Source organism: Amaricoccus sp., assembly GCF_017995835.1.
Taxonomy (GTDB): Bacteria; Pseudomonadota; Alphaproteobacteria; order Rhodobacterales; family Rhodobacteraceae; genus Amaricoccus.
This window is the reverse complement of sequence record NZ_JAGOID010000018.1, coordinates 1-21,767: the sequence shown is the minus strand read 5'-3', so window position 1 is coordinate 21,767 and position 21,767 is coordinate 1. Positions and strand designations below refer to the sequence as shown.

The following is a 21,767-nucleotide window of genomic DNA, read 5'->3' as shown; positions in this document are numbered from 1 at the left end:
GCTACTGCCCCAGCCGCTCAAGAAGCGCCGGCACGTGAACCTGGTCGGATTTGTAGTTCCCCGTCATCACGTACATGATCAGGTTCACCCCGAAACGCAGCGCCATCTCGCGCTGGCGCTCCCCGGAGATGCCGCGGCCGACCGGGAACGCCGGCTGGCCGTCCTCGTCCACCGCCCAGGCCGCGGCCCAGTCGTTGCCGCCGATCACCACCGGCGAGACCCCGTCGTTGAGGTTGCGGAACGGCAGTCCCTCGACTTCCTCGGCGTTGGCGGCGGCCTCGACCCAGACCGGCGCCGCCATGTAGCGGCCGGGATAATCCTGGAGCAGGTAGAAGGTCCGGGTCAGCACGTGGTCGGCCGGCACCTGCTCCAGCGGCGGCACGTCGAGCCGGAGCGCGATGCGCTGGAGCACGCGGCCGTTCGGGGTGCTGGCCCCGAGGGCGCCGCCGAGCTGGCTGTCCTGCGTGTCGAACAGGATCATGCCGCCGAGGCGCATGTAGTCGTTGAGCCTGGCATAGGCCGCGGCCGACGGCGTCGCCTGTCCCTCGACGATCGGCCAGTAGAGGAAGGGGTAGAGCGCGAGCTCGTCGCGCTCTAGGTCGACGGCGACCGGCTCGCCCGGCTCGACGGCGGTGCGCGTGAACAGCGCCGCGCTGAGCCCGACGAGCCCGGCCCGGCTGACCGCGTCGACGCGCGCGTTGCCGGTCTGCACATAGGCGAGCACCGTCTCGTTGGCCGCGAGCACCGCCTCGGCGTCGCCGCTCCTGACGTCCCCCGTCTGGGCCTCCCCCGTCTGGGCCTCCCCCGTCTGGGCATGGCCCTGGCCGGGGAGGACGAGCGCCAGCGCGGCGATCGCCGCCGCGGCGCGCGCGGCGCGGCCGAGCCGACCCGACAGGAGCAGCGTGGCGAGCACGTCGACCGCGAGCAGCCCGAGCGCCAGCGCGAGGAGCCACGGCCCGAGCGCGGTCTCCCGCGGACGCTCCAGCGCCTCGACGACGACGCCGTCGGGCAACGGCGCCAGCGGCGCCAGCGCCTGCCCGGACCGCATCACGTTGAGCGCGACGCGGCGCTCGCCATTGGCGTAGACGCCCGGGGGCATCTCCTCGGACGGGGGCTCGGCGGCGAGCCGGTCGCCCGCGACCCCGGCGATCAGCGTCGGCGCCTCGACGTCGCCGAAGCCGTTCAGAACGACAACCGGAGTCCAGACCCCGCCGTCGAGCGTCGCGGCGCCCCCGGCCATGCCCCCTGCGCTCTGGGTCAGCCGCTCCAGCATGCGCACGAAGAGGCCCGACAGCGGCAGGTTCGACCAGTCGGCGTTGGCGGTGACGTGAAAGAGCACGACCCGCCCGTGGCCGAGGCCTGCGCCGGTGACGAGCGGCGTGCCGTCGTCGAGGCTCGCGAGCACCCGGTCGGGCAGGTCCGGATCGGGCTGCGCCATGACCTGCGCGGTGATCTCGACCTCCTCCGGCACGTCGAGCCCGACGAAGGGGCTCGCCTCCGGGAAGGGTTGCAGCGACCGCGGCGCGCCCCAGGACATCGCGCCGCCAACGCTGCGGCCGCCCGCGCGCAGGCGCACGGGCAGCAGCGGGTCGGCGTCGAGCTGGCCGGCGCCCGATGCGGCGAGCCGCGGCCCGGCGAAACGGATCATGAGCCCGCCGGCCTCGACCCAGCCCGTGAGCGCCGCCCGCTCGTCCTCGCCGAGGTCGCCGACGTCGGCGAGGACGAGCACGTCCGGGGCGGCGGCGAGCATGTCGGAGAGCGGCGCCTCGATCAGCTCGGCGAAAGGTTCGAGCGCGTTGCGCAGATAGTGCATCGGATCGATCAGCTCCTGCGCCTCGCCCCCCGACCCGCCGGCCATCAGCCCCACCTTGCGCCGGCGCACGCTGTCGTCGGCCAGGGCCACGCCGCCTGCCGACCGGCCCTCGGTCAACGCCACGCGCTCCACCCGGTTGCGCAGCTCGACGGGCAGGTCGAACGCGAGATCCACCGCCGTCTCCTCCGCGGCGAAACTCCCGGCGGCGGTCCCGAGCGCGCGCTCGATCCCGTTCGGATCCGGCCCGATCGCCACCACGCCGACCGGCCGCGCCGCGCCCGCGGCGGGCCGCACCGCCGTCACCACGAGCGCGCCGCCGTCGAGCCGCGGCGGCGTCAGCGCCAGCGCGTCGGCCCGCGGCCCGATCACCGTCACCCGCCCCCGGTCGAGCAGCGCCGCGGCCAGCGCCGTCTCGCCGCCGTCGCCGATGCCATCGGTCAGCCACAGCGTCTCGAAGCCGCCCGGCTCGAGCCCGGCGATCCACCCGGCCCACGCCGCGCGATCCGGCCCCCAGGCCCGCGGCGCCAGACCCGCGAGCCGGCCGGTCCAGTCCTGCGCCGGACGCAGCGGCAGCGTCCGCTCCGCCGGAGGCCGGGCCGCCAGCGACACCACCGCCACGGGCCGTCCGTCGCGGGCGGCGTCGTCGAGCGCGCCGACGATGCGGCTCGACCGCGCCGTCCATTCCGGCGCGTCGCCCCAGCCGCCGTCCACCACCACGAGGAGCGGCCCGCCCGCGCCCGGGCGCTCCGGGTTCAGCACCGGCTCCGCGAAGGCGACGAAGGCGGCCGCGAGCGCGACCATGCGCAAGAGCAGCAGCCACCATGGCGTGCGCTCGGGCATGCGCTCAGCGTCGCGCAGGCCGAGCAGCAGCCGCACGCCCGGAAACCGCCGCCGTGCCGGAGCCGGCGGCACGGCGCGCAGCAGCCACCACAGCACCGGCAGGACGACGAGCGCGCCGAGCAGCCACGGCGCAAGGAAGGCGATCGGGCCGATCGTCATCGCCGCCGTCCCCTACCCTTCCCCGATCGCCATGTAGAGCCAGAGCAGCGCCGCGCGCGGGCTCTGGCTGGTCCGGTGCGGCAGCATGCGCCAGCCGAACCGCGCCGCCAGCTCCGCCAGCGCCGCCCGCCGCTCCGCCAGCCGCTCTCGGTAGGCAGCCCGCAAGGCCCGGGCGCGCTGCGTCTCGAAACGCGACCCGCCGCCCATGCTCTCGAAGATCAGCCGGCCGTCGAAGGGAAAGGCCTCCTCGCTCTCGTCGAGCACCTGCACGAAGACCCCGCGCACGCCCTGGTCGGCGGCATGGGCCATCGGCCCGGCGAGCCCGTCGAGATCGCCGAGAAAATCGGAGAGGAACACCGCCCGGCCCCCGCGGGCGAACCGGTCCGCCGGCGGCGCGCCATAATCGGGCCGGCCCTCGCGGAACGGGCCGCCCAGCGCCAGCGCCATGCGGTTGAGCTGCGCCCGGCCCGGCTGCGGCTGCGCCGCGTCGGTGCCCATGAGCGCGACCCGCTCGCCGGCCTTGATCAGCAGCACCGACAGCGCCAGCGCGAGAAGCGCGCCGCGCTCGAACTTCGAGCGGGCCCTGGCGTCGTCGGAATCGCGGTAGTCCATGGCCAGCGCGTCGTCGACCCAGAACGAGACGGTCTGCGCCGCCTCCCACTCCATCTCGCGGATGAACTGCTGGTCCGACTTGCCCGAACGCCGCCAGTCGACCGAGGCGCGCGCGTCGCCCGGCATGGCCTGGCGGTACTGCCAGAAACTCTCGCCCTGCCCGGCGCGACGACGGCCGTGGAAGCCCATGGCCACCGATGCGGCCAGCCGCTCGGCCTCCGCGAGCAGCGGCGGCAACGCGCCGGCGACCTTCTCGGCGTCGCGACGCAGGCCGACCGGCCCCTGCGGCTTGTGCCGGCCGCGCGGGGGCGGGGGCTGGATCACGCGGCGGCCTCCAGCCCGGTGACGTCGTCCACGAGCCGCGAGATCAGCTCGGTCAGGGTCTGGCCCTCGGCGCGGGCCGCGAAGCCGAGCGCCATCCGGTGCACCAGCACCGGATGCGCCAGCGCCGCCACGTCGTCGACGCCGGGCGCGAGCCGCCCCTGGATCAGCGCCCGCGCCCGGATGGCGAGCGCCAGCGCCTGGGCGGCGCGCGGCCCCGGCCCCCAGCTCACCGCGTCGCGCACCGCCGGATGGGCGTCGGGCGTGCCCGGGCGGGCGGCGCGCACGAGATCGAGGATGCGGTCGAGCACCGCCTCCCCGACGGGCAGCCGGCGGACCAGCCGCTGCGCCGCCATCAGGCTCTCGGTGTCGAAGACCGGCTCCGCCAGCGCCTCGTCGACGCCGGTGGTCGAGAGCACGATCTCGCGTTCCTCGTCGCGGCTCGGATAGCCGACGTCGATCTGCAACAGGAACCGGTCGAGCTGCGCCTCGGGCAATGGATAGGTGCCCTCCTGCTCGATCGGGTTCTGGGTGGCGAGCACGTGGAACGGCCGCGGCAGGAAGCGACGCTGGCCGGCGACGGAGACCTCCTTCTCCTGCATCGCCTGCAGGAGCGCCGACTGGGTGCGGGGGCTCGCGCGGTTGATCTCGTCGGCCATCAGCAGCTGGCAGAAGATCGGCCCCTCGATGAACTTGAAGGCGCGGCTGCCGTCGGCGCCGGTCTCCAGCACCTCGGCGCCGAGGATGTCGGCCGGCATGAGGTCCGGGGTGAACTGCACGCGGTTGGCGACGAGCCCGAGCACGACGCCGAGCGTCTCGACCAGCCGGGTCTTCGCCAGGCCCGGCGCGCCGACGAGCAGCCCGTGGCCGCCGCAGAGGATCGCGATCAGCGTGTGCTCGACGACGCTCTCCTGGCCGACGATGCGGCGGGCGATCATCTCGCGCGTGCGCGCCAGCCTCGCCCCCGTCGCCTCGATCTCCGGCACCAGCCCGTCGGCATCCGTCATCCGCCTACCTCCAAACCGAGACGGCGACCCGCCGCCCGGGGGCATCGCCAATCGGGCGAGCATATCCGCCCCCGGCGACGCGGCAAACCTCTCGCGCGTCACAACTGCGAAAGCCCGGCGGATTGTCCCGTCCTGTGGCGCATCGGCGCATCCCCTCGCGCCGTCGGGCCGTGAGATGGCGTCCGCCCGCGCCGCCGTCGGGGCAGGGAAACGGCGCCGCCCGCGCCGCCGTCGCAGCGCGCCGCGGGCGCGACGCTGCAACCGGGCGCGACGCCGACGCGGCGCCGGGACGGCCGCGCAGCGGGCGGAACCTGCCGGGCCGAGTTGCGCCCGCGGTCGCCCGGGGCTAGCCTCGCCGGCGAGGAGGACGCCATGGCCGACCCCGCCCCATCCGCTGACACGCTGGCCACCGCCGCGACCCGGGCGGCGCGCCGGGGGCCGCCGCCGGTGCATCTCTGGAACCCGCCCTTCTGCGGCGATCTCGACATGCGCATCGCCCGCGACGGCACGTGGTTCTACCTCGGCACGCCGATCGGCCGGCAGCCGCTGGTCCGGCTGTTCTCCTCGATCCTGAAGCGCGAGGGCGACGCCTACTTTCTCGTCACCCCGGTGGAGAAGGTCGGCATCCGGGTCGACGACGCCCCCTTCGTCGCGGTGGACTTCACCGTCGCCGGCGAGGGCGCGGAACGCCGGATCACCTTCACGACCCAGGTCGGCGACGAGACCACGGCGGGACCGGAGAACCCGATCCGGGTGGCGCTCGACCCGGAGACCGGCGAGCCCGCGCCGTATGTCCACGTGCGCCGCGGGCTGGAGGCGCTGATCGACCGCAAGAGCTTCTACCGGCTCGTCGAGATCGGCGAGGAGCGGCTGCACGCGGGCGCCCCGTGGTTCGGCGTCGCCTCGGGCGGGGTTTTCTTCCCCTTCCTGCCGGCCGACATGCTGAGATAACCCAGCCGCCCCCGGGAAACGCACCGCCCGTGCAAGCCCGGTCACGTCGCACCGCAACGGCCGAGGAGACCGCGATGAACCTGCCCGCCCATGTCGTTCCTGTCCTGCGCGCGGGCGCGGGCGAGCCCGCCGACGCCGCGCCCGACCGGATCGTCTCCGGCTCCGGCGCCTCGACGGTCTGGAACGCCTTCACGGACGCCGCCGGCCGGTTCCATGCCGGGCACTGGAGTTCGGAGGCGGGCGTCCGTCGCGTCGAGTACACGGAAACCGAGCTGTGCGTGCTCCTCGAGGGCCGCGTGCGCCTCGAGGGCACCGGCGGCGCCGTCGAGTTCGGCCCGGGCGAGGCCTTCGTCATCGCGGCCGGCTTCCGCGGCGTCTGGGAATCGCTCGGCCGCGTGACGAAGATCTACGCCGTCCTGGAGCCCTGACCGCCGTCCGTCAGGCGACGCCGGTCGCGCGCCGCCGCCCGAGGACGCCGAGCGCCGCGAGACCGGCCAGCAGCAGCGCCACCGGCGCCGGCAGCGGAACCGGCTGCACCCGCGCCAGCGCCTCGCGGGCGAGCGCGGCATGGATCGTCGAGCTCGGATGCACCGGATCGAAGAAGGCGAGCAGCGGCGCCATGTCCGCGCCGCAATAGATGTCCGTGCCCGGCACGTAGCAGGGCGTCGTCGCGTCGATCACCCCGAAGGCGGCCGGATCGTCGATCAGCGCCCGGAAGAGCGCGTGGGCGTCCATCTTCGTCACCCGCACGCCCTGGTCGCGCAGGCCGGAGATCCGCTCGTCGAGGCGGGCGTTGAAGGCGTCGCTGCCCTCCTTGGCCTGCTGGGCGCCGCCGGGGTTGATGATCTTGAAGGCCGGGGTCTCGTCGATGGAGGGCAGGTTCCACAGCATGACGTCGCGCACGCCGCGGTCCTTTAGCGCCAGCGCGCCGTCGGCGACACGGTCCGCCGCCGCGGTGCCGACCGCGGCCGCCGTGCCGGTCGGGATGCCGCCGAAGAACAGGTCGTTCGCCCCGAACCACAGGCTCGCCAGCGGCCGCTTGCCGAGCCGCCCCGGCGCCGCCGCGTCGAAGAGCTCCAGCTGGCCGGAGAGGTTCTGCACCGGCGGCGACGGCACCGGGCTGAACGGCGGCGGGTCGCCGGCCGCGCCGTAGGCGAAGGCGAAGTTCCCGGTCTCGAGGTCGTTGTTGGAGAAGCGCCGGGCGACGTGCTCGGCCCAGACCTGGCCGTTGGAGACCCGCCCCTCCCAGTAGGGCGGCGCCGGCACGGCCCCGCCGGTGGCGGCGGAGAGGTTGCCGTCGTCGGACAGGCTGTCGCCGAAGGCCCAGAAGCTCGTGAACGTCGCGGCGCCAGCCTGGCCTGCCGCCGCCAGAAGGCCCGCGGCAAGTCCGCAGGCGAGAAGCGTCCTGTGCATGATCCTGTCCCCCTCCGGCCCCGCGCGGTCCCCGTGCCGCGCGTTCGGTCCGCAAGCGATCATAGGCCGGCACGCGGCACGCGCATAGCGCGATGTCACGATCCCGCCGCGTCAGTCCGCCATGCTGATGGCCCTCGGCTGCAACTCGCGGATCAGCTTGCGCCGCATGGCGCGGGAGAAGTCGCCGTGGTCGTCCGCCATCTCGACGAAGGCGCCCGGCCCGTGGATCACGAAGGCCTCGTAGTGGCGGCGCAGGATGCGACGGGTCACGCCGATGACGAGGCCGTTGACCGTCACGCCCTCGAGCAGCGGGCTCTGCCGGGCGACCAGCGGCGAGATGCCGTCGTTGGTCTCCCCGTCCCCGGAGACGTCGATGATCCGCTCCGGGCAGTCCGGCCGGCCGGCGAGCGCCTCGGCGCCGTAGAGCATCGCCTCGCCGATGGCGGTGGCGTGGCGGGCGAAGGCGCGCGGCCAGGCCTCCAGCCGCGCCGCGACGTCATAGAGGTCGTCGGCGCTGGCGATGGTCGTCCAGTCGAGCGCCGTCGCCTGCTGCCGCCGGCCGCTCCACTCGAAGATCGTCAGCTCGACGACCTGCCCCGGCACGGCGAGGAAGGCGGCGGCGACCTGCGCGTCGCGCAGCGCCGCGGCGAGGCCCCCGGCCTGCAACCGGTACTCGGCCGCGTCGACCGACGAGGACACGTCGATGGCCAGCGCCAGCGCGATGCGGCAGTCCTGCGCCGCCGCGGGCGCGGCGGCGGCGAGCCCCAGCGCGAGCGCCGCGGCTACCAGTGGCCGACGTTCGGGGCGCTTTTCCATGGTTCCGCCGGCGGCAGCGCCGGCCCCGACTGCAAGAGCTCGATCGAGACGTTGTCGGGGCTGCGCACGAAGGCCATGCGCCCGTCGCGCGGCGGGCGGTTGATGACGACCCCCGCCGCCGCCAGCTCGGCGCATTTGTCGTAGATGTTCGCGACCTCGTAGGCGAGATGGCCGAAGTGCCGGCTGTCGGACGGCAGCCCCGCGTCGCCGTCCCAGTTGTGGGTCAGCTCCACCGGACACTCCTCCTGCCCCGGCGGCGCCATGAAGACCAGCGTGAACCGCCCCTGCTCGCTCTCCACCCGGCGCGTCTCCCTCAGCCCGAGCAGCCCGTAGAACCGCATCGAGGCCTCGAGATCCTTCACCCGCACCATCGTATGGAGATATTTCATCTTCATCTGGGGCTCCCCTTGCGGTCTAATGCCATATGTAGTGGCGGCGACTCACCCGCCCGCCCCCTGGGAACAAAGATATGCCGCTGACGCCGGAACAACAGGCCGAAATCGCCGCCGCCCGCGCCGACGCCCGGGTGACCTCGCGCGCGATCTCGCCGGGGATGGAGGCCTGGCTGCACCGGGCGATCCCGGTCCTCGACCACGGGTTGATCCGGGTCGTCGACTACATGGGCGACGACGCCGCCATCGTGCAGGCCGCCCGCGTCTCCTACGGCCAGGGCACGAAGACCGCCCGCGACGACGCCGGCCTGATCCGCTACCTGATGCGGCACTGGCACTCGACCCCCTTTGAGATGTGCGAGATCAAGCTGCACGTGAAGCTGCCGGTGTTCGTCGCCCGCCAGTGGATCCGCCACCGCACCGCCAACGTCAACGAATACTCCGCCCGCTACTCGATCCTCGACCGCGAGTTCTACATCCCCGCCCCGGAGCACCTCGCCGCGCAGAGCCGGGTCAACAACCAGGGCCGCGGCGAGCTGCTGGCGGGCGCCGAGGCGGCGCGGGTCCTCGCGATCCTGCGCGAGGATTCCGGACGCGCCTACGACCACTACGAGGCGATGCTGTCGCAGGACGGCCAGGCCGGCCTCGCCCGCGAACTCGCCCGGATGAACCTGCCGATGAACGTCTACACCCAGTGGTACTGGAAGGTCGACCTGCACAACCTTTTCCACTTCCTGCGCCTGCGCGCCGACGCCCACGCCCAGTACGAGATCCGCGCCTACGCCGAAGCCCTGTGCGAGGTGGTGAAGGACTGGGTGCCGGCGGCGTGGGACGCCTTCGAGGACTACCGCCTGAACGCCGTGCAGTTCTCCGGCAAGGGCATGGAGGCCCTGCGCCGGATGCTGAAGGGCGAGACGGTGACGCGCGAGGACGTGGGGATGAGCGCGGGCGAGTGGCGGGAGTTTGAGGGGGCGCTACTGAGCAATGTCTAGATCGCGGCGCCATCACTACGTTCCTAAATGGCTTTTGCGTCGGTTCTGTTTCTCGGGTAAGAGCTTATACTACTATTCACGTCACGCAGCGGATAAGGGCGTTCACGCTAGGAATATAAACTCGGTATTCTATGGATCACATCTAAATTCTGTTTGCTACAGAACCGGAGTCATCGACGACGGGCTAGAAAGAGGTTTATATCAAAAACTGGACGACGAGGCCGCGTGTTTCGTTGCGGAGGTTGAGGCTGCAATCGACGCCGGCTACGAGCCGTACGTAGTTGATGAAAGCAAGGCATTCGTCGCTCATCTATTCTACAATCAATTTAAGAGGACAAAGGAATTTCACGATCATGTTGGTCTACATCTTAGTATAAAAGACATGCTTAAGAATGTTGCCGCAACTGTCGAAGCCGAATTCGGTATGAGCGACCAAGAGCGCAGAGACTTCTTCCATCCGGATTCCGTGAGAGAGGACGAGGACTACGTTCGAACCCAAGTCCTAGCCCACCAGGGTGATACCGTGTTAAAAGCGCTGGCTGCACTGATACCAGTTTTCGCTATTGCGCCCACCGGAAGAGAGTTCATCATCGGGGGTCGTCCAGTTGCCGCGTTTCCCGATCCCCACGCGCAGTATGGGCGCGAGTACTGGATGCCGATCAATCCAACAACTGCAATCGGACTTGTTGGAGAGACCCCCGTGAACAGAGAACGAAGAATATTCGCTATCAGCACGGATCAAGTTCGACGGTTAAACATCGGGTGGAGCAAGCAGAGCGAGACGTTCGCCGGGAAGAATAGGAATCTGGTTCAATCGCTAGTCTCTCCTCGCTAGCAAGAGTAGAGCGGGTGCTCGCACCCACCTCTCTGACCGCCCAACTCAATGGGCGAGCCAGCGTAGGGTCCGCTATCGACCCACCACTTTCCCCAAACCCTCCTCCTGCGCTACCCTCCCGCCCATGACCAGGCCCACGCCAACCCCCAGGCAGGCCGCCCTCGCCGCGATCAGCGCCCTCCCGGACACGGCCTCCTTCGAGGAGATCGCCTACCGCCTCCACGTGCTCGAAGCGATCGAGGCGGGAAATGCCGAGATCGAGGCCGGCAAGGGAATCCCCCATGAGGAGGTCAAGGCCGAGATCGCCCGGTGGCTCCCTCCCCTGTAGTGAGCCAGCGCAGGACCGAAGGCTTGCCAAATCTTGCCATCGCGCCCACACTCGTCGCCATGACCACGATGAACATCTCCCTCCCCGACAGCCTGAAGTCCTACGTCGACGCGCAGGTCGCCGCCCGTGGCTACGGCAGCGCCAGCGAATACCTGCGCGACCTGATCCGGCGCGAGCGGGACCGCCAGCACCTGCGCGAACTCCTGCTCGAAGGCGCCGCCTCCGGGCCGGGGGTCCTCGCCGACGCGGCCTTCTTCGACTCCCTGCGCGACGAGATCCGCGACGCGGGAGCCGCGTGACGCCGAAGCCTGTCCACCTCGGCGACGCGGCGCGTCTCGACGTCCGCGCCGGCGCCTTCGCCTGCCGCACGGAAGCAGGCGAAGCCGTCGCCTTCCGCTTCACGCAGGCGGTGGAGCGCGCCCTTGGCCATATCGGCGGTCATCCGGACTCCGGCTCGCCCCGGTACGGGCACGTGCTGGACCTGCCGGGTTTGCGGGTCTGGCCGGTCCGGCGCTTCCCCTACCTCGTCTTCTATGTCGAGGCCGAGAACGCGGTGGTCGTCTGGCGCATCCTGCACGCAAGCCGCGACATCCCGGCGACCCTTCTCGCCGACGATGGCTGACGTCTCGCGCGACCGCGCCCTGCCTACCCCTTCAGCCTGGCGAGCACGTCGAGCATCGCCGGCGAGGTGTCGGTGTGGATCGGTATCGTCGCCGTCGTCCCGACGCCTGCTCAACCGGCGAACGGATTCACCACCCGCATCCGCCCCGCCACCAGCATCCCGTCCTGCATGTCCTCCGACAGCAGCGTCTCGCACCCGGCGAGCAGCCCCGCCGCAACGATCATGGCGTCGTAGACGGAAAAGCCGTGCCGCTCCGCCAGCGCCATCCCGAGTTCGTGCGTCTCGACCGTCAGCGGCGCGACGGCGACGAGGCGCCTCACCCCGGCGAGCAGCTCCGCCGTCTCTCCCCAGCCGAGGCCCGCCTTGCGTCGCGCCACGTTCGCGAGCTCGTTCAGCACCTGGACGCTGATCGTTCCGCCCTGCGCCAGCCGCCGTTCGGCGATCTCCGCCTTCCTCGCGTCGCTCGACAGGAGATAGGCAATGACGTTGGTGTCGAAGAACGTCGCGCCGCTCATCGCTCGCTGGCTGCTTCCCGGTCGAAGCGGAAGTCGGCGGGCAGCCGGCCCCGGAGCCCGCGCAGGCGCGCGAGCACTTCCTCGGGGTCGGGCTTGCGCCGGACGTTGAACCGGCGGCCATCCTCGACCGCGATCTCGATCTCGTCGCCCTCCTTCAACCCCAGCGCCTCGACGACGCCCGCGGGAAGTCGCACCGCGAGGCTGTTCCCCCAACGCGAAACCTGCATGGCCGGCTCCATGATATACGCGACCGCAATGTATATCCTCCGGTCGGTCCGGGCAATGGCGCCACACGACCGCCCGCGCCCCCGTCGTGAACGCGCGTCAGCCGTCCGTCAAAAAGTGGCAAGCCTGATTCCTGTACCTGAAGGACAGCCGCACCCACATGCGGTCACGGCGCCCGGCGGTCGACCTGATTCCTGTACCTGAAGGACAGCCGCACCCACATGCGGTCACGGCGCCCGGCGGTCGACCTGATTCCCGGTCTGCGCGGCTAGCCGGGGGCATGCCCCCGGCTAGCCGCGCACGTTCGTTGGCTGGCTCGTCCCCGGGCGCCGGAGTGTTCGATCCGAACAGTCGGTCGGGCCCCGCCGCGGCGGGCGTCCGCGTACAGGACAGGACCCATGCTCGCACCCACCCCCATCGCCGGCATCGACGTCGGCAAGCATTTCCTCGATCTCGGCTTCGAGCCGGCAGCCCGAGCCCGCCGCGTCACGAACGACGCCGCCGGCATCGCCGCGCTGATCGCGGCCCTGCGCGGCCGCGGCGCAGCCCGGGTGGCGCTGGAGGCGATCGGGCCCTACGCTTGGCCGGTGACCGCGGCGCTGGTCGCCGCGGGCTTCGAGGTCCGCCTCGCCGATCCGCGGCAGGTCCGCGCCTTCCGCACCGCCGAAGGGCGCATCGCCAAGACCGACCGGCTGGACGCCGGCCTCATCGCGCGCTTTGCTGGCGCCATGCCCCAGCGCCTCCGCCCCGCCCCCGAGCCGCAAACCCTGGCGCTGAAGGCGCTTTCCACCCGCCGCCGCCAGCTCGTCGAGCTCGTGGCGATGGAGAAGACCCGCCTCGGCCAGGCCTTCGACGCGACCATCGCCGAAGGCCATCGCATCGTCATCGCCGCGCTCGAGGCCGCCTGCAAGGAGATCGAGGCCCGGCTCGACGCCGCGATCGCCGCCGATCCCGCCCTCGTCCGCCGCCGCGAGATCCTCGTCTCGATCCCGGGCGTCGGCCCCCGCATCGCCGGCATCCTCATCGCCGACATGCCCGAACTCGGCGCCCTCGACCGGAAGGCCGCCGCCAGCCTCGCCGGCCTCGCCCCGCATCCGGACCAGAGCGGCCGCCTGCCGGGACGCAACGCCATCTCCGGCGGACGGCCATGCCTGACAGCGGCCTTTTACATGGCCGGCATGGTCGCCGCCCGCTGCGATCCCCGCTTCAGGGCGGCCTATCGCGCCCTCCGTGACGCCGGAAAGCCGCCAAAGGTCGCCATCATCGCAACCGGCCGACGCCTCGCAACCATCGCAAACGCGCTCATCCGCGAGGACATCACCTTCGAGAAAAGCAGGTTCGCCGCTTGACAGCCAATACAGCCGCCAGCCCGATTCCAGCCGCCTTCCAGCCTGCATTTTTCGAGCCGTTCCAAGGGGATGACCGCCCCCGTCACGCCCGGGCCGATCAGGCCGGAAATCAGTCCCGCGCCCGCGCCCGCGCCTCGTAGACGTCGAAGGGGACCGCCGGCTCGTCCTTGGCGCAGCGGATGACGAGGCTGGTCTTGACGCTCGCGACGTTCGGGGCCGAGGTCAGGTGCTCGGTCAGGAAGGTCTGGAAGGTCGAGAGATCCGGCGCGACGCATTTCAGGATGAAGTCGATCTCGCCGTTCAGCATGTGGCATTCGCGCACCAGCGGCCACGACCGGCACCTGGTCTCGAAGGCCGAGAGGTCGGCCTCGGCCTGGCTGGTCAACCCGACCATGGCGAACACCTGCACCTCGAAGCCGAGCTCGCGCGCGTTGATCGCGGCGTGGTAGCCCTGGATGAAACCCGCCTCCTCCAGCGCGCGCACGCGGCGCAGGCAGGGCGGGGCCGAGATGCCGACGCGGCGCGAGAGCTCGACGTTGGTCATGCGCCCGTCGGCCTGGAGTTCGGCGAGGATCTTGCGGTCGATCGGGTCGAGCTTGGCGCCCGGCATGGGTCAGGTCCGTTTGATTGCGTTCAGACCGCTCCTAGCAGAAATAAAGTTGCGCCTTCAAGCAACATAAGGCCGTGAGGCGCTGCGATCGGCGATTGCGCCCGCCCGGCGGGCAGGCCACAAGACCCGCGCAACCATGTCTGGGCCGGAGGCGGAATTGGACACTGCAACCGTCGAACGGGGCATGCATATCGGGGGCGTCACCTTCGGGACGTTCCTCGTGGATCTGCTCTTCATCTTCCTCTTCATCATGTGGATCTGGCTCGCCATCACGGTGATGCTCGACCTGTTCCGCCGCCATGACGTCTCCGGCGTCGCCAAGGCCATGTGGGTGATCCTGATCGTCGTCTTCCCGTACATCGGCATCTTCATCTACCTGCTGACGCAGTCGGGCGGCATGGCCCGGCGCAACGCCCAGCAGGCCGAGGCGGCGCGCGACCAGCTCCGCAGCATCGTCGGCTTCAGCGTGGCGGACGAGATCGCCAAGCTCGACAAGCTGAAGGCCGAGGGCGGCATCAGCGAGGCGGAGTTCAAGACGCTGCGCGGACGGCTGGTCGCCGGGTGACGGCCGGCGCGCCGCGGCCGGACGCTTCACACCGGGCCGCGGCGCGCCTATATCGCGGGGCCGGAGGATTCCCCATGCCCGAGACTCGCCATACCCGCCTGCTCATCATCGGCTCCGGCCCAGCGGGCTACACGGCCGCGGTCTACGGGGCGCGCGCGATGCTAGCGCCGATCCTGATCCAGGGCATCCAGCCGGGCGGGCAGCTCACCATCACCACCGAGGTGGAGAACTGGCCCGGCGACGTCGAGGTGCAGGGACCGGCGCTGATGGAGCGGATGGAGGCCCACGCCAGGGCCACCGGGGCGGAGATCGTCTCCGACCACATCTCCCGGCTCGACCTGTCGCAGCGGCCGTTCAAGGCCTGGGGCGACGGCGGCACGCTCTACACGGCCGACGCGCTGGTCCTCGCCACCGGGGCGCAGGCGCGCTGGCTCGGGCTCGCCTCGGAGGAGCGGTTCAAGGGCTTCGGCGTCTCGGCCTGCGCGACCTGCGACGGGTTCTTCTACCGGGGACGCGAGGTCGTGGTGCTGGGCGGCGGCAACTCCGCGGTCGAGGAGGCGCTGTTCCTGACCAACTTCGCCACCAAGGTGACGCTGGTCCACCGGCGCGACGAGCTCCGGGCCGAGAAGATCCTCCAGGAGCGGCTGTTCCGCCATCCCAAGATCGAGACGATCTGGCATCACGCCCTCGACGAGGTGCTCGGCGAGACCGATCCGCTCGGCGTCACCGGGGTGCGGCTGCGCGACGTGCGGACCGGCGAGACGCGGGAGCTGAAGGCCGACGGCGTCTTCGTCGCCATCGGGCACGCCCCGGCGTCGCAGCTGGTCGAGGGTCAGCTGGAGCTGCACCACGGCGGCTATGTCCGCACGTTCGGCGGATCGACGGCCACGTCGGTTCCTGGCGTGTTCGCGGCGGGGGACATCGCCGACCCGATCTATCGGCAGGCGGTGACCTCGGCGGGAATGGGCTGCATGGCGGCGCTCGACGCCGAACGGTTCCTCGCAGCGCATGACGCGGCGGGCGAGCCGGCGCCGGACGCCGCGCAAGTCGCGGCGGCCGAATAGGCCGGCCGCCGGACGAAGGAGCCGGATCGTCAGCCTCGATCCATCGACCCTGTCGGCGATGACCGGTCGTGGTCCCTCGCCTCCGGCGAGAGACCAGATCGCGTCAGTGCACGCTGACCGGCGAGAACTCGTTCTGGCGGGCGACAACGAAGGCCTGGGCCCGATCGGGCACCAGGGCCAGCACCTCGCCGCCCTCGGCATGGATGGCGTAGAGGTGGTCGAGCCCGCCGGTGCGGGCGCGGATCTCCTCCGGAAGGTCGGCGGTCTTCACCTCGCGCACATAGACGATGCGCTTGCCGTCCTCGGCGGAGAAGCTGGGAAAGTCCGTCATGTCTCTGCCTCCTGTGGCATTCAGCGGCCCTTGCGGGTGATTCCGATGGTGCGGATCACCGTCTCGGGCGCGGCACGTTCGAGGTCTATGTGCAGGAGCCCGTTCTCGAGCGCCGCGCCACGAACCTCGACGCCGTCCGCGAGCACGAAGCTGCGCTGGAACTGGCGCGCCGCGATGCCCCGATGCAGGAAGACGCGGCCCTCGGCCTCGTCCTTCTGCCGGCCCCTCACCACGAGCTGGCTTGCTTCCAGCGTGATGGCGAGGTCGTCCTCCGAGAACCCCGCCACGGCGAGCGTGATGCGGTAGGAAGCGTCGGACGTCTGCTCGATGTTGTAGGGCGGATAACCATCCGCGCCGGTCTTCGCGCTGCGTTCGACCAGACCGTCGAGCCGCTCGAACCCAAGGAGATGCGGGTGCGACGCGAACGTCAGTTTCGTCATGGCGCGAGTCCTCGTGAAGCGACTTCGACCCGGGCCCCTGCACAGGCGACCCGTTGGAATCGAGATGGGTTCGGCTCCCGACGAAAACAAGACAGACCGTCGTCTGCTCGACTGATCGACACCGGCGCCCAGGAAAGCGGCGACAGGCGAAGCGGCGCCTCGTAGCGGGCGCGGCCGATTGTCTGTCGGGCGGCGCTGGGGTAGGGAATCCCGGCCGTCGCGTCCCCTTCGCGGCGCCAGCGAGGGCAGCCACCCATGCCGAGCTTCGAGAAGATCCTGATCGCCAACCGCGGCGAGATCGCGATCCGCGTCATGCGCGCCGCGAACGAGCTCGGCAAGCGCACGGTGGCGGTGTTCGCCGAGGAGGACAAGCTCTCGCTGCACCGCTTCAAGGCGGACGAGGCCTATCGCATCGGCGAGGGGCTGGGCCCGGTGGCCGCCTATCTGTCGATCCCCGAGATCACCCGCGTGGCGAAGATGAGCGGGGCGGACGCGATCCATCCGGGCTACGGGCTCCTCAGCGAGAACCCCGAGCTGGTCGAGGCCTGCGAGGCGAACGGCGTCACCTTCATCGGCCCGACCTCGGCGACGATGCGGATGCTCGGCGACAAGGCCAGCGCGCGCAAGGTGGCGATCGCGGCCGGCGTGCCGGTGATCCCGGCGACCGACGTCCTGCCCGACGACATGGCCGAGGTCCGCCGCATGGCCGCGGCGGTCGGCTATCCGTTCATGCTCAAGGCGAGCTGGGGCGGCGGCGGCCGGGGGATGCGGCCCGTCGCGAACGAGGGCGAACTGGAAGAGAAGGTGCTGGAGGGCCGGCGCGAGGCGCTGGCCGCCTTCGGCAACGGCGAGGGCTATCTCGAGAAGATGATCGTCAACGCCCGGCACGTCGAGGTGCAGATCCTCGGCGACAAGTTCGGCACGATCTATCACCTCTGGGAACGCGACTGCTCGGTGCAGCGGCGCAACCAGAAGGTCGTCGAGCGGGCGCCGGCCCCGTACCTGAGCCAGGAGCAGCGCGAATACGTCTGCGAACTGGCGCTCCGGATCGCGCGCGCGGCCAACTACGAATGCGCCGGCACGGTCGAGTTCCTGATGGATCGCGACAGCGGCGCATTCTACTTCATCGAGGTCAACCCTCGCATCCAGGTCGAGCACACCGTCACCGAGGAGGTGACCGGAATCGACATCGTGCGCGCGCAGATCCTGATCGAGGAAGGCGCCACGATCGCCGAGGCGACCGGCATGGCGAGCCAGGCGGAGATCACGCTGCACGGCAACGCCATCCAGTGCCGCATCACCACCGAGGATCCGCAGAACAACTTCATCCCGGACTACGGCCGGATCACCGCCTATCGCGGCGCGACGGGGATGGGCATAAGGCTCGACGGGGGCACGGCCTATTCGGGCGCGGTCATCACCCGCTACTACGACAGCCTGCTGGAAAAGGTCACCGCCTGGGCGCCGACGCCGGAGGACGCGGTGGCGCGGCTCGACCGGGCGCTCAGGGAGTTCCGCATCCGCGGCGTCTCGACCAACATCGCCTTCGTCGAGAACCTGCTCAAGCATCCGAGCTTTCTCGATTACAGCTATACGACCAAGTTCATCGACACGACGCCCGAACTCTTCCGCTTCGAACGGCGGCGCGACCGGGCGACGCGGATCCTCAACTACGTCGCCGACATCACCGTGAACGGTCATCCCGAGACCGCCGGGCGGCCGAAGCCGCCGGCGCAGGCGCGCGCGCCGAAGCCGCCGGCGGTTCCGGCCGAGGCGCCATCGGACGGGACGCGGCAGCTTCTCGACGCGCACGGGCCGAAGGCGGTCGCGGACTGGATGCTGGCGCAGGAGCGGGTGCTCGTCACCGACACGACGATGCGCGACGGGCACCAGAGCCTGCTCGCCACCCGGATGCGTTCCTACGACATGATCCGCATCGCGCCCTCCTATGCGCACATGCTGCCGACGCTGTTCTCGGTGGAGTGCTGGGGCGGCGCGACCTTCGACGTCGCGTATCGCTTCCTTCAGGAATGCCCGTGGCAGCGGCTGCGCGACCTGCGCAGGGCGATGCCGAACCTGATGACGCAGATGCTGCTGCGCGCCTCGAACGGGGTGGGCTACACCAACTATCCCGACAACGTGGTCGAGGCCTTCGTCGGGCAGGCGGCCTCGTCCGGGGTGGACGTGTTCCGGGTGTTCGACAGCCTGAACTGGGTCGAGAACATGCGCGTGGCGATGGACGCCGTGGTCGCGGCGAACAAGGTCTGCGAGGCGGCGATCTGCTACACCGGCGATCTCTTCGACCCGGACCGGGCGAAATATGACCTGAAGTACTACGTCGCCATGGGCAAAGAGCTGCGCGACGCCGGCGCCCACGTGCTCGGGGTCAAGGACATGGCCGGGCTGCTGAAGCCCTCGGCCGCCTATGCGCTCATCAAGGCGCTGAAGGAGGAGGTCGGGCTGCCGGTCCACTTCCACACCCACGACACCAGCGGCATTGGCGCCGCATCGATCCTCGCCGCGGCGCGGGCGGGCGTGGACGCGGTCGACGCGGCGATGGACGCCTTTTCGGGCGGGACGTCGCAGCCCTGCCTCGGCTCGATCGTCGAGGCGCTGAAGCATACCGAGCGCGACACCGGGCTCGACATGGGCGCGATCCGGACGATCTCGGACTACTGGGAGGCGGTCAGGACGCAATACGCCGCCTTCGAGGCGGGACTGAAGGCGCCGGCGTCGGAGGTCTATCTCCACGAGATGCCGGGCGGCCAGTTCACCAACCTCAAGGCGCAGGCGCGCTCGATGGGGCTCGAGGAGCGCTGGCACGAGGTCGCGGCGATGTACGCCGAGGTGAACCGGATGTTCGGCGACATCGTGAAGGTGACGCCCTCGTCCAAGGTCGTGGGCGACATGGCGCTGATGATGGTCGCGCAGGGTCTCACCCGGGCGCAGGTCGAGGATCCCAAGGTCGAGGTCGCCTTCCCCGACAGCGTCGTCGACATGATGCGGGGCAACCTCGGCCAGCCGCCGGGGGGCTGGCCGGAGGCCTTGCAGCGGAAGGTGCTGAAGGGCGAGCCCGCCTCGACCGACCGGCCGGGGGCGGTGATGCCGCCGGCGGACCTCGGGGCGCTGCGGGCGAAGCTCAAGGCGACGCTGCCGGAGACGTCGATCGACGACGAGGACTTCTGCGGCTACCTGATGTATCCCAAGGTCTTCGTCGACTACGCCACCCGGCACGCCGAGTACGGGCCTGTGCGGACGCTGCCGACCCCGGTCTACTTCTACGGGATGGAGCCGGGGGACGAGATCTCGGCCGAGATCGACCCCGGCAAGACGCTGGAGATCCGGCTGCAAACGGTCGGCGAAACCAACGAGGACGGCGAGGTGCGCGTCTTCTTCGAGCTGAACGGCCAGCCGCGCACCGCCCGGGTGCCGAACCGCAAGGCGCAGGCCCTCGCCCCGAGGCGGCCGAAGGCCGAGCCGGGCGCCCCGGGCCACGTCGCCGCGCCGATGCCGGGAGTGATCGCCTCGGTCGGCGTCGCGCCGGGCCAGGAGGTGAAACCCGGCGACCTGCTCGTCACCATCGAGGCGATGAAGATGGAGACCGGCCTTTATGCCGAGCGGGACGGCACGGTGAAGGCGCTCCACGTCCAGCCGGGGAGCCAGGTGGACGCGAAGGATCTGCTGGTCGAGTTGGACCTCGCCTGAAACCGGCGGGCTCATGAAACGACTCGCGGACTTTTTTGACCTTTGGCAATTTTATCTTGTGTACTCAGATAGTTACCATACCTATCACGCGTGTTAGCCCGTGTTGCGCCGGGTGGCCGGGTAGACTCGCCGGTATGAGGGGCCGGAACTCGCGACGGCGGAAACCACCCCCCGACCGGCGCCGGCTGCAGTAGGGCGGATCAGCCGAGCGTGAGGCCCATCACCACCATCATCAGGCCGAGCGCGGCGGCGGCGACGGAGGCGAGGTTGACGGCGACGAGCCGCCGGAGCCGGGCGCGGGCGACCTCCGGGTCGGGCTTCTCGCGGCGGATGGCGTAGCCGGTGCGGATGCAGTGGCCGAGGCCGGCGAGACCGGCGACGACGACGAGGACCCCGAGGACGACGAGCACGGTCATGGCCCGCCCCATAGGCCCCGGCGAGGGCGGGCGCAACCCGCGCTTGCCGGGGCGGGGGCCGCTCGGTAGAACCGCCGGCGAACTCCCCCGGGGACAGGATCCATGGAAGACATCGTCGAGGACGAGGGCGCGACCGTCCAGTACAAGGTCACCGCCGCCGAGCTTCGCCAGTTCGTCGAGCGCATCGAGCGGCTCGAGGCCGAGAAGAAGGCGATCGCCGAGCAGGCCAAGGAGGTTCTCGCCGAGGCGCGGGGCCGGGGCTACGACGTCAAGGTGCTGAAGAAGCTCATCGCGCTCCGCAAGCGCGAGCCTCAGGACGTGAGCGAGGAGGAGGCGATCCTCCAGCTCTACCGCGACGCGCTCGGCATGTGAGCGCGCTGCCCCGCATCGCGACCCCGGACGAAGCGCGCAGCCGGGTCATGCGCGCGGTGCGCGGGCGCGACACCGGGCCGGAAATGGTGGTTCGGCGGCTGCTCCACGGCCTTGGCTATCGCTTCCGGCTCCACCGGGCGGACCTGCCGGGGACGCCGGACCTGGTCTTTCCCGCACGGCGCGCCGTGGTGTTCGTGCATGGCTGCTTCTGGCACGGCCACGACTGCGCACGGGGCGCCCGGGCGCCGCGGCGAAACGCGGAATACTGGGCGGCCAAGGTGGCGCGAAACCGGACCCGCGACGCGGACGTGCGCGCAGCACTGGCGGCGGCGGGCTGGCGGAGCCTCGCGGTATGGGAATGCGGGCTGAAGAACCGGGCCGCGCTGGCCGCGCGGCTCGCGGAGTTCCTCGGGCCGCCGGGCGGAACCAGACGGTGAGCCCGCCCCCGACCCTGTCGCCGACGCGGCGGCTGCGCGCGTTCGGGCGATTCCTGCGCCGGCCCTATTACGTGCTCAGGCCGCGGCTCTGGGACGAGCCGCTGCCGATCCTCGACGACCGGACGATGGTCTCGCGCGCGGGGCGCTACGTCTATCTTCGGGTGCCGAAAGCGGCGAACAGCACGGTGTTCCGGGCGCTGGCGGAGCGGTTTCCCGAGCCGGGCCTCAGCCTCGACGACCTCGCCGACGCCAAGACGCGGGTGACGCATCTCGGCGACCTGGGGCTCGGGGAACTGCGCGGGCTGCGCCGCTATCTGGTCTTCACGATGGTGCGCGACCCGTATGCGCGCACGCTCTCGGCATATCTCGACAAGTTCCGCGAGGGCGACAAGCACCTCGACCGCTTCGGGGCGCGGGTGGCGACCTTCGACGGCGGGCGGGCGAGCTTCCGCGGCTTCTGCCGCTATCTCGCCGACGGGGGAGAGGCCGAGAACGCGCACTGGATACGCCAGTCGCGGATCACCGGGCTGGCCGACCGGATCGACATCCTCGGGCGTGTCGAGACGCTCGACGCCGACCTCGCGCGCATTCTCGCCGCCATCGGCGCGCCGGGAGGCGCGGTCGCGCGCGCTGGCCC

25 protein-coding genes and 1 pseudogene are annotated in these 21,767 nt (G+C 71.0%); 14 read left to right on the top strand and 12 right to left on the bottom strand.

The features are described from left to right. Nucleotide 1 precedes the first annotated feature (1 nt). Genes KBA23_RS04890 through KBA23_RS04880 form a run of 3 tightly spaced genes read right to left on the bottom strand, consistent with a single transcriptional unit; the run spans nt 2 to nt 4,752 of the window. Nucleotides 2-2,812, bottom strand: coding sequence for a DUF4159 domain-containing protein (locus tag KBA23_RS04890; protein ID WP_290737315.1), 2,811 nt, complete (start codon nt 2,810-2,812; stop codon nt 2-4). Nucleotides 2,813-2,824: 12 nt separating this feature from the next. Continuing rightward, nucleotides 2,825-3,748 carry a DUF58 domain-containing protein gene (locus tag KBA23_RS04885; protein ID WP_290737313.1) on the bottom strand — a complete coding sequence of 308 codons (924 nt, stop codon included), beginning with the start codon at nt 3,746-3,748 and terminating at the stop codon, nt 2,825-2,827. Next, on the bottom strand, nt 3,745-4,752 hold the full coding sequence (locus KBA23_RS04880) for a MoxR family ATPase (protein ID WP_290737311.1): 1,008 nt from the start codon (nt 4,750-4,752) through the stop codon (nt 3,745-3,747). Before KBA23_RS04880 ends, KBA23_RS04885 begins: the two co-directional genes overlap by 4 nt. Before the next feature lie 372 nt (nt 4,753-5,124). Between KBA23_RS04880 and KBA23_RS04875 the strand changes: the two genes are divergently transcribed. Next, nucleotides 5,125-5,703: a DUF1285 domain-containing protein gene (locus tag KBA23_RS04875; protein WP_290737309.1), complete on the top strand. Its 579-nt coding sequence runs from the start codon at nt 5,125-5,127 to the stop codon at nt 5,701-5,703. Between the two features lie 74 nt (nt 5,704-5,777). Next, the gene (locus KBA23_RS04870; RefSeq protein WP_290737307.1) at nt 5,778-6,131 is read left to right on the top strand and encodes a cupin domain-containing protein; all 354 of its coding nucleotides are present in this window, start codon (nt 5,778-5,780) and stop codon (nt 6,129-6,131) included. A gap of 10 nt (nt 6,132-6,141) precedes the next feature. On the opposite strand, the gene KBA23_RS04865 is transcribed toward KBA23_RS04870, so the two are convergent. The 3 genes from KBA23_RS04865 to KBA23_RS04855 all read right to left on the bottom strand — a co-directional run bounded on the left by KBA23_RS04865 (nt 6,142) and on the right by KBA23_RS04855 (nt 8,327). After that, complete coding sequence (locus tag KBA23_RS04865; protein ID WP_290737305.1) at nt 6,142-7,116, bottom strand: SGNH/GDSL hydrolase family protein; 975 nt, start codon at nt 7,114-7,116, stop codon at nt 6,142-6,144. A 111-nt stretch (nt 7,117-7,227) separates the two neighbouring features. Continuing rightward, nucleotides 7,228-7,932 carry a DUF1194 domain-containing protein gene (locus KBA23_RS04860; RefSeq protein ID WP_290737303.1) on the bottom strand — a complete coding sequence of 235 codons (705 nt, stop codon included), beginning with the start codon at nt 7,930-7,932 and terminating at the stop codon, nt 7,228-7,230. After that, entirely contained in the window at nt 7,899-8,327 is a 429-nt protein-coding gene (locus KBA23_RS04855) for a VOC family protein (RefSeq protein WP_290737301.1), read from the bottom strand. Before KBA23_RS04855 ends, KBA23_RS04860 begins: the two co-directional genes overlap by 34 nt. Before the next feature lie 74 nt (nt 8,328-8,401). Between KBA23_RS04855 and thyX the strand changes: the two genes are divergently transcribed. From thyX to KBA23_RS04830, 5 genes are all read left to right on the top strand, one after another. After that, nucleotides 8,402-9,316, top strand: a complete 915-nt coding sequence (gene thyX, locus KBA23_RS04850) for an FAD-dependent thymidylate synthase (protein ID WP_290737299.1) — start codon at nt 8,402-8,404, stop codon at nt 9,314-9,316. Continuing rightward, complete coding sequence (locus tag KBA23_RS04845) at nt 9,309-10,151, top strand: DUF4238 domain-containing protein (protein ID WP_290737297.1); 843 nt, start codon at nt 9,309-9,311, stop codon at nt 10,149-10,151. The genes thyX and KBA23_RS04845 overlap by 8 nt, the downstream gene beginning before the upstream one ends. 124 nt (nt 10,152-10,275) lie before the next feature. Then, the gene (locus KBA23_RS04840) at nt 10,276-10,479 is read left to right on the top strand and encodes a hypothetical protein (protein ID WP_290737295.1); all 204 of its coding nucleotides are present in this window, start codon (nt 10,276-10,278) and stop codon (nt 10,477-10,479) included. A 23-nt stretch (nt 10,480-10,502) separates the two neighbouring features. Beyond that, a complete protein-coding gene (locus KBA23_RS04835; protein WP_290737293.1) occupies nt 10,503-10,778 on the top strand; it encodes a type II toxin-antitoxin system ParD family antitoxin in 276 nt (91 codons plus the stop codon). Continuing rightward, entirely contained in the window at nt 10,775-11,101 is a 327-nt protein-coding gene (locus tag KBA23_RS04830; RefSeq protein ID WP_290737292.1) for a type II toxin-antitoxin system RelE/ParE family toxin, read from the top strand. The genes KBA23_RS04835 and KBA23_RS04830 overlap by 4 nt, the downstream gene beginning before the upstream one ends. 110 nt (nt 11,102-11,211) lie before the next feature. Here the strand turns inward: KBA23_RS04830 and KBA23_RS04825 are convergent, their stop codons facing one another. Together KBA23_RS04825 and KBA23_RS04820 are read right to left on the bottom strand one after the other, a co-directional pair. Continuing rightward, nucleotides 11,212-11,616, bottom strand: coding sequence for a PIN domain-containing protein (locus tag KBA23_RS04825; protein WP_290737290.1), 405 nt, complete (start codon nt 11,614-11,616; stop codon nt 11,212-11,214). Next, nucleotides 11,613-11,843, bottom strand: coding sequence for an AbrB/MazE/SpoVT family DNA-binding domain-containing protein (locus tag KBA23_RS04820; protein WP_290737288.1), 231 nt, complete (start codon nt 11,841-11,843; stop codon nt 11,613-11,615). Before KBA23_RS04820 ends, KBA23_RS04825 begins: the two co-directional genes overlap by 4 nt. Nucleotides 11,844-12,239: 396 nt before the next feature. Between KBA23_RS04820 and KBA23_RS04815 the strand changes: the two are divergent. After that, nucleotides 12,240-13,175 (top strand): annotated as a pseudogene (locus KBA23_RS04815) (IS110 family transposase); the annotation flags it as partial. Nucleotides 13,176-13,299: 124 nt separating this feature from the next. Here KBA23_RS04815 and KBA23_RS04810 read toward each other — a convergent pair. Next, nucleotides 13,300-13,800: an Lrp/AsnC family transcriptional regulator gene (locus KBA23_RS04810; RefSeq protein WP_290737286.1), complete on the bottom strand. Its 501-nt coding sequence runs from the start codon at nt 13,798-13,800 to the stop codon at nt 13,300-13,302. Between the two features lie 157 nt (nt 13,801-13,957). On the opposite strand from KBA23_RS04810, the gene KBA23_RS04805 reads away from it, so the two are divergent. Both KBA23_RS04805 and trxB read left to right on the top strand, forming a co-directional pair. After that, a complete protein-coding gene (locus KBA23_RS04805; protein ID WP_290737284.1) occupies nt 13,958-14,365 on the top strand; it encodes a PLDc N-terminal domain-containing protein in 408 nt (135 codons plus the stop codon). A gap of 74 nt (nt 14,366-14,439) precedes the next feature. Continuing rightward, entirely contained in the window at nt 14,440-15,429 is a 990-nt protein-coding gene (trxB, locus tag KBA23_RS04800) for a thioredoxin-disulfide reductase (RefSeq protein ID WP_290737282.1), read from the top strand. Between the two features lie 103 nt (nt 15,430-15,532). Here the strand turns inward: trxB and KBA23_RS04795 are convergent, their stop codons facing one another. Then, the gene (locus KBA23_RS04795) at nt 15,533-15,760 is read right to left on the bottom strand and encodes a DUF1150 family protein (RefSeq protein WP_290737280.1); all 228 of its coding nucleotides are present in this window, start codon (nt 15,758-15,760) and stop codon (nt 15,533-15,535) included. Between the two features lie 20 nt (nt 15,761-15,780). Beyond that, entirely contained in the window at nt 15,781-16,200 is a 420-nt protein-coding gene (locus tag KBA23_RS04790) for an Hsp20 family protein (protein ID WP_290737278.1), read from the bottom strand. A gap of 255 nt (nt 16,201-16,455) precedes the next feature. Here KBA23_RS04790 and KBA23_RS04785 point away from each other — a divergent pair, with 255 nt between their 5' ends. Further along, complete coding sequence (locus tag KBA23_RS04785; RefSeq protein WP_290737276.1) at nt 16,456-19,905, top strand: pyruvate carboxylase; 3,450 nt, start codon at nt 16,456-16,458, stop codon at nt 19,903-19,905. Between the two features lie 200 nt (nt 19,906-20,105). Here the strand turns inward: KBA23_RS04785 and KBA23_RS04780 are convergent, their stop codons facing one another. Beyond that, entirely contained in the window at nt 20,106-20,321 is a 216-nt protein-coding gene (locus KBA23_RS04780; RefSeq protein WP_290737274.1) for a hypothetical protein, read from the bottom strand. A gap of 102 nt (nt 20,322-20,423) precedes the next feature. Here KBA23_RS04780 and KBA23_RS04775 point away from each other — a divergent pair, with 102 nt between their 5' ends. From KBA23_RS04775 to KBA23_RS04765, 3 genes are all read left to right on the top strand, one after another. Further along, nucleotides 20,424-20,693 (top strand): DUF2312 domain-containing protein, encoded by a 270-nt coding sequence (locus KBA23_RS04775; RefSeq protein WP_290737272.1) that lies wholly within the window; start codon nt 20,424-20,426, stop codon nt 20,691-20,693. Then, nucleotides 20,690-21,130: a very short patch repair endonuclease gene (locus tag KBA23_RS04770; protein ID WP_366935294.1), complete on the top strand. Its 441-nt coding sequence runs from the start codon at nt 20,690-20,692 to the stop codon at nt 21,128-21,130. Before KBA23_RS04775 ends, KBA23_RS04770 begins: the two co-directional genes overlap by 4 nt. Beyond that, a partial coding sequence (locus KBA23_RS04765) for a sulfotransferase family 2 domain-containing protein (protein ID WP_290737270.1) occupies nt 21,127-21,767 on the top strand: 641 nt, incomplete at its 3' end. The genes KBA23_RS04770 and KBA23_RS04765, both read left to right, overlap by 4 nt.

Coding starts and splice junctions, on each gene's coding strand:
- KBA23_RS04820 (WP_290737288.1), bottom strand. CDS start 11,843: ATGCAGGTTTCGCGTTGGGGGAACAGCCTCGCGGTGCGACTTCCCGCG.
- KBA23_RS04870 (WP_290737307.1), top strand. CDS start 5,778: ATGAACCTGCCCGCCCATGTCGTTCCTGTCCTGCGCGCGGGCGCGGGC.
- KBA23_RS04855 (WP_290737301.1), bottom strand. CDS start 8,327: ATGAAGATGAAATATCTCCATACGATGGTGCGGGTGAAGGATCTCGAG.
- KBA23_RS04780 (WP_290737274.1), bottom strand. CDS start 20,321: ATGACCGTGCTCGTCGTCCTCGGGGTCCTCGTCGTCGTCGCCGGTCTC.
- KBA23_RS04875 (WP_290737309.1), top strand. CDS start 5,125: ATGGCCGACCCCGCCCCATCCGCTGACACGCTGGCCACCGCCGCGACC.
- KBA23_RS04775 (WP_290737272.1), top strand. CDS start 20,424: ATGGAAGACATCGTCGAGGACGAGGGCGCGACCGTCCAGTACAAGGTC.
- KBA23_RS04790 (WP_290737278.1), bottom strand. CDS start 16,200: ATGACGAAACTGACGTTCGCGTCGCACCCGCATCTCCTTGGGTTCGAG.
- KBA23_RS04880 (WP_290737311.1), bottom strand. CDS start 4,752: ATGACGGATGCCGACGGGCTGGTGCCGGAGATCGAGGCGACGGGGGCG.
- trxB (WP_290737282.1), top strand. CDS start 14,440: ATGCCCGAGACTCGCCATACCCGCCTGCTCATCATCGGCTCCGGCCCA.
- KBA23_RS04795 (WP_290737280.1), bottom strand. CDS start 15,760: ATGACGGACTTTCCCAGCTTCTCCGCCGAGGACGGCAAGCGCATCGTC.
- KBA23_RS04845 (WP_290737297.1), top strand. CDS start 9,309: ATGTCTAGATCGCGGCGCCATCACTACGTTCCTAAATGGCTTTTGCGT.
- KBA23_RS04840 (WP_290737295.1), top strand. CDS start 10,276: ATGACCAGGCCCACGCCAACCCCCAGGCAGGCCGCCCTCGCCGCGATC.
- thyX (WP_290737299.1), top strand. CDS start 8,402: ATGCCGCTGACGCCGGAACAACAGGCCGAAATCGCCGCCGCCCGCGCC.
- KBA23_RS04810 (WP_290737286.1), bottom strand. CDS start 13,800: ATGCCGGGCGCCAAGCTCGACCCGATCGACCGCAAGATCCTCGCCGAA.
- KBA23_RS04860 (WP_290737303.1), bottom strand. CDS start 7,932: ATGGAAAAGCGCCCCGAACGTCGGCCACTGGTAGCCGCGGCGCTCGCG.
- KBA23_RS04785 (WP_290737276.1), top strand. CDS start 16,456: ATGCCGAGCTTCGAGAAGATCCTGATCGCCAACCGCGGCGAGATCGCG.
- KBA23_RS04825 (WP_290737290.1), bottom strand. CDS start 11,616: ATGAGCGGCGCGACGTTCTTCGACACCAACGTCATTGCCTATCTCCTG.
- KBA23_RS04865 (WP_290737305.1), bottom strand. CDS start 7,116: ATGCACAGGACGCTTCTCGCCTGCGGACTTGCCGCGGGCCTTCTGGCG.
- KBA23_RS04890 (WP_290737315.1), bottom strand. CDS start 2,812: ATGACGATCGGCCCGATCGCCTTCCTTGCGCCGTGGCTGCTCGGCGCG.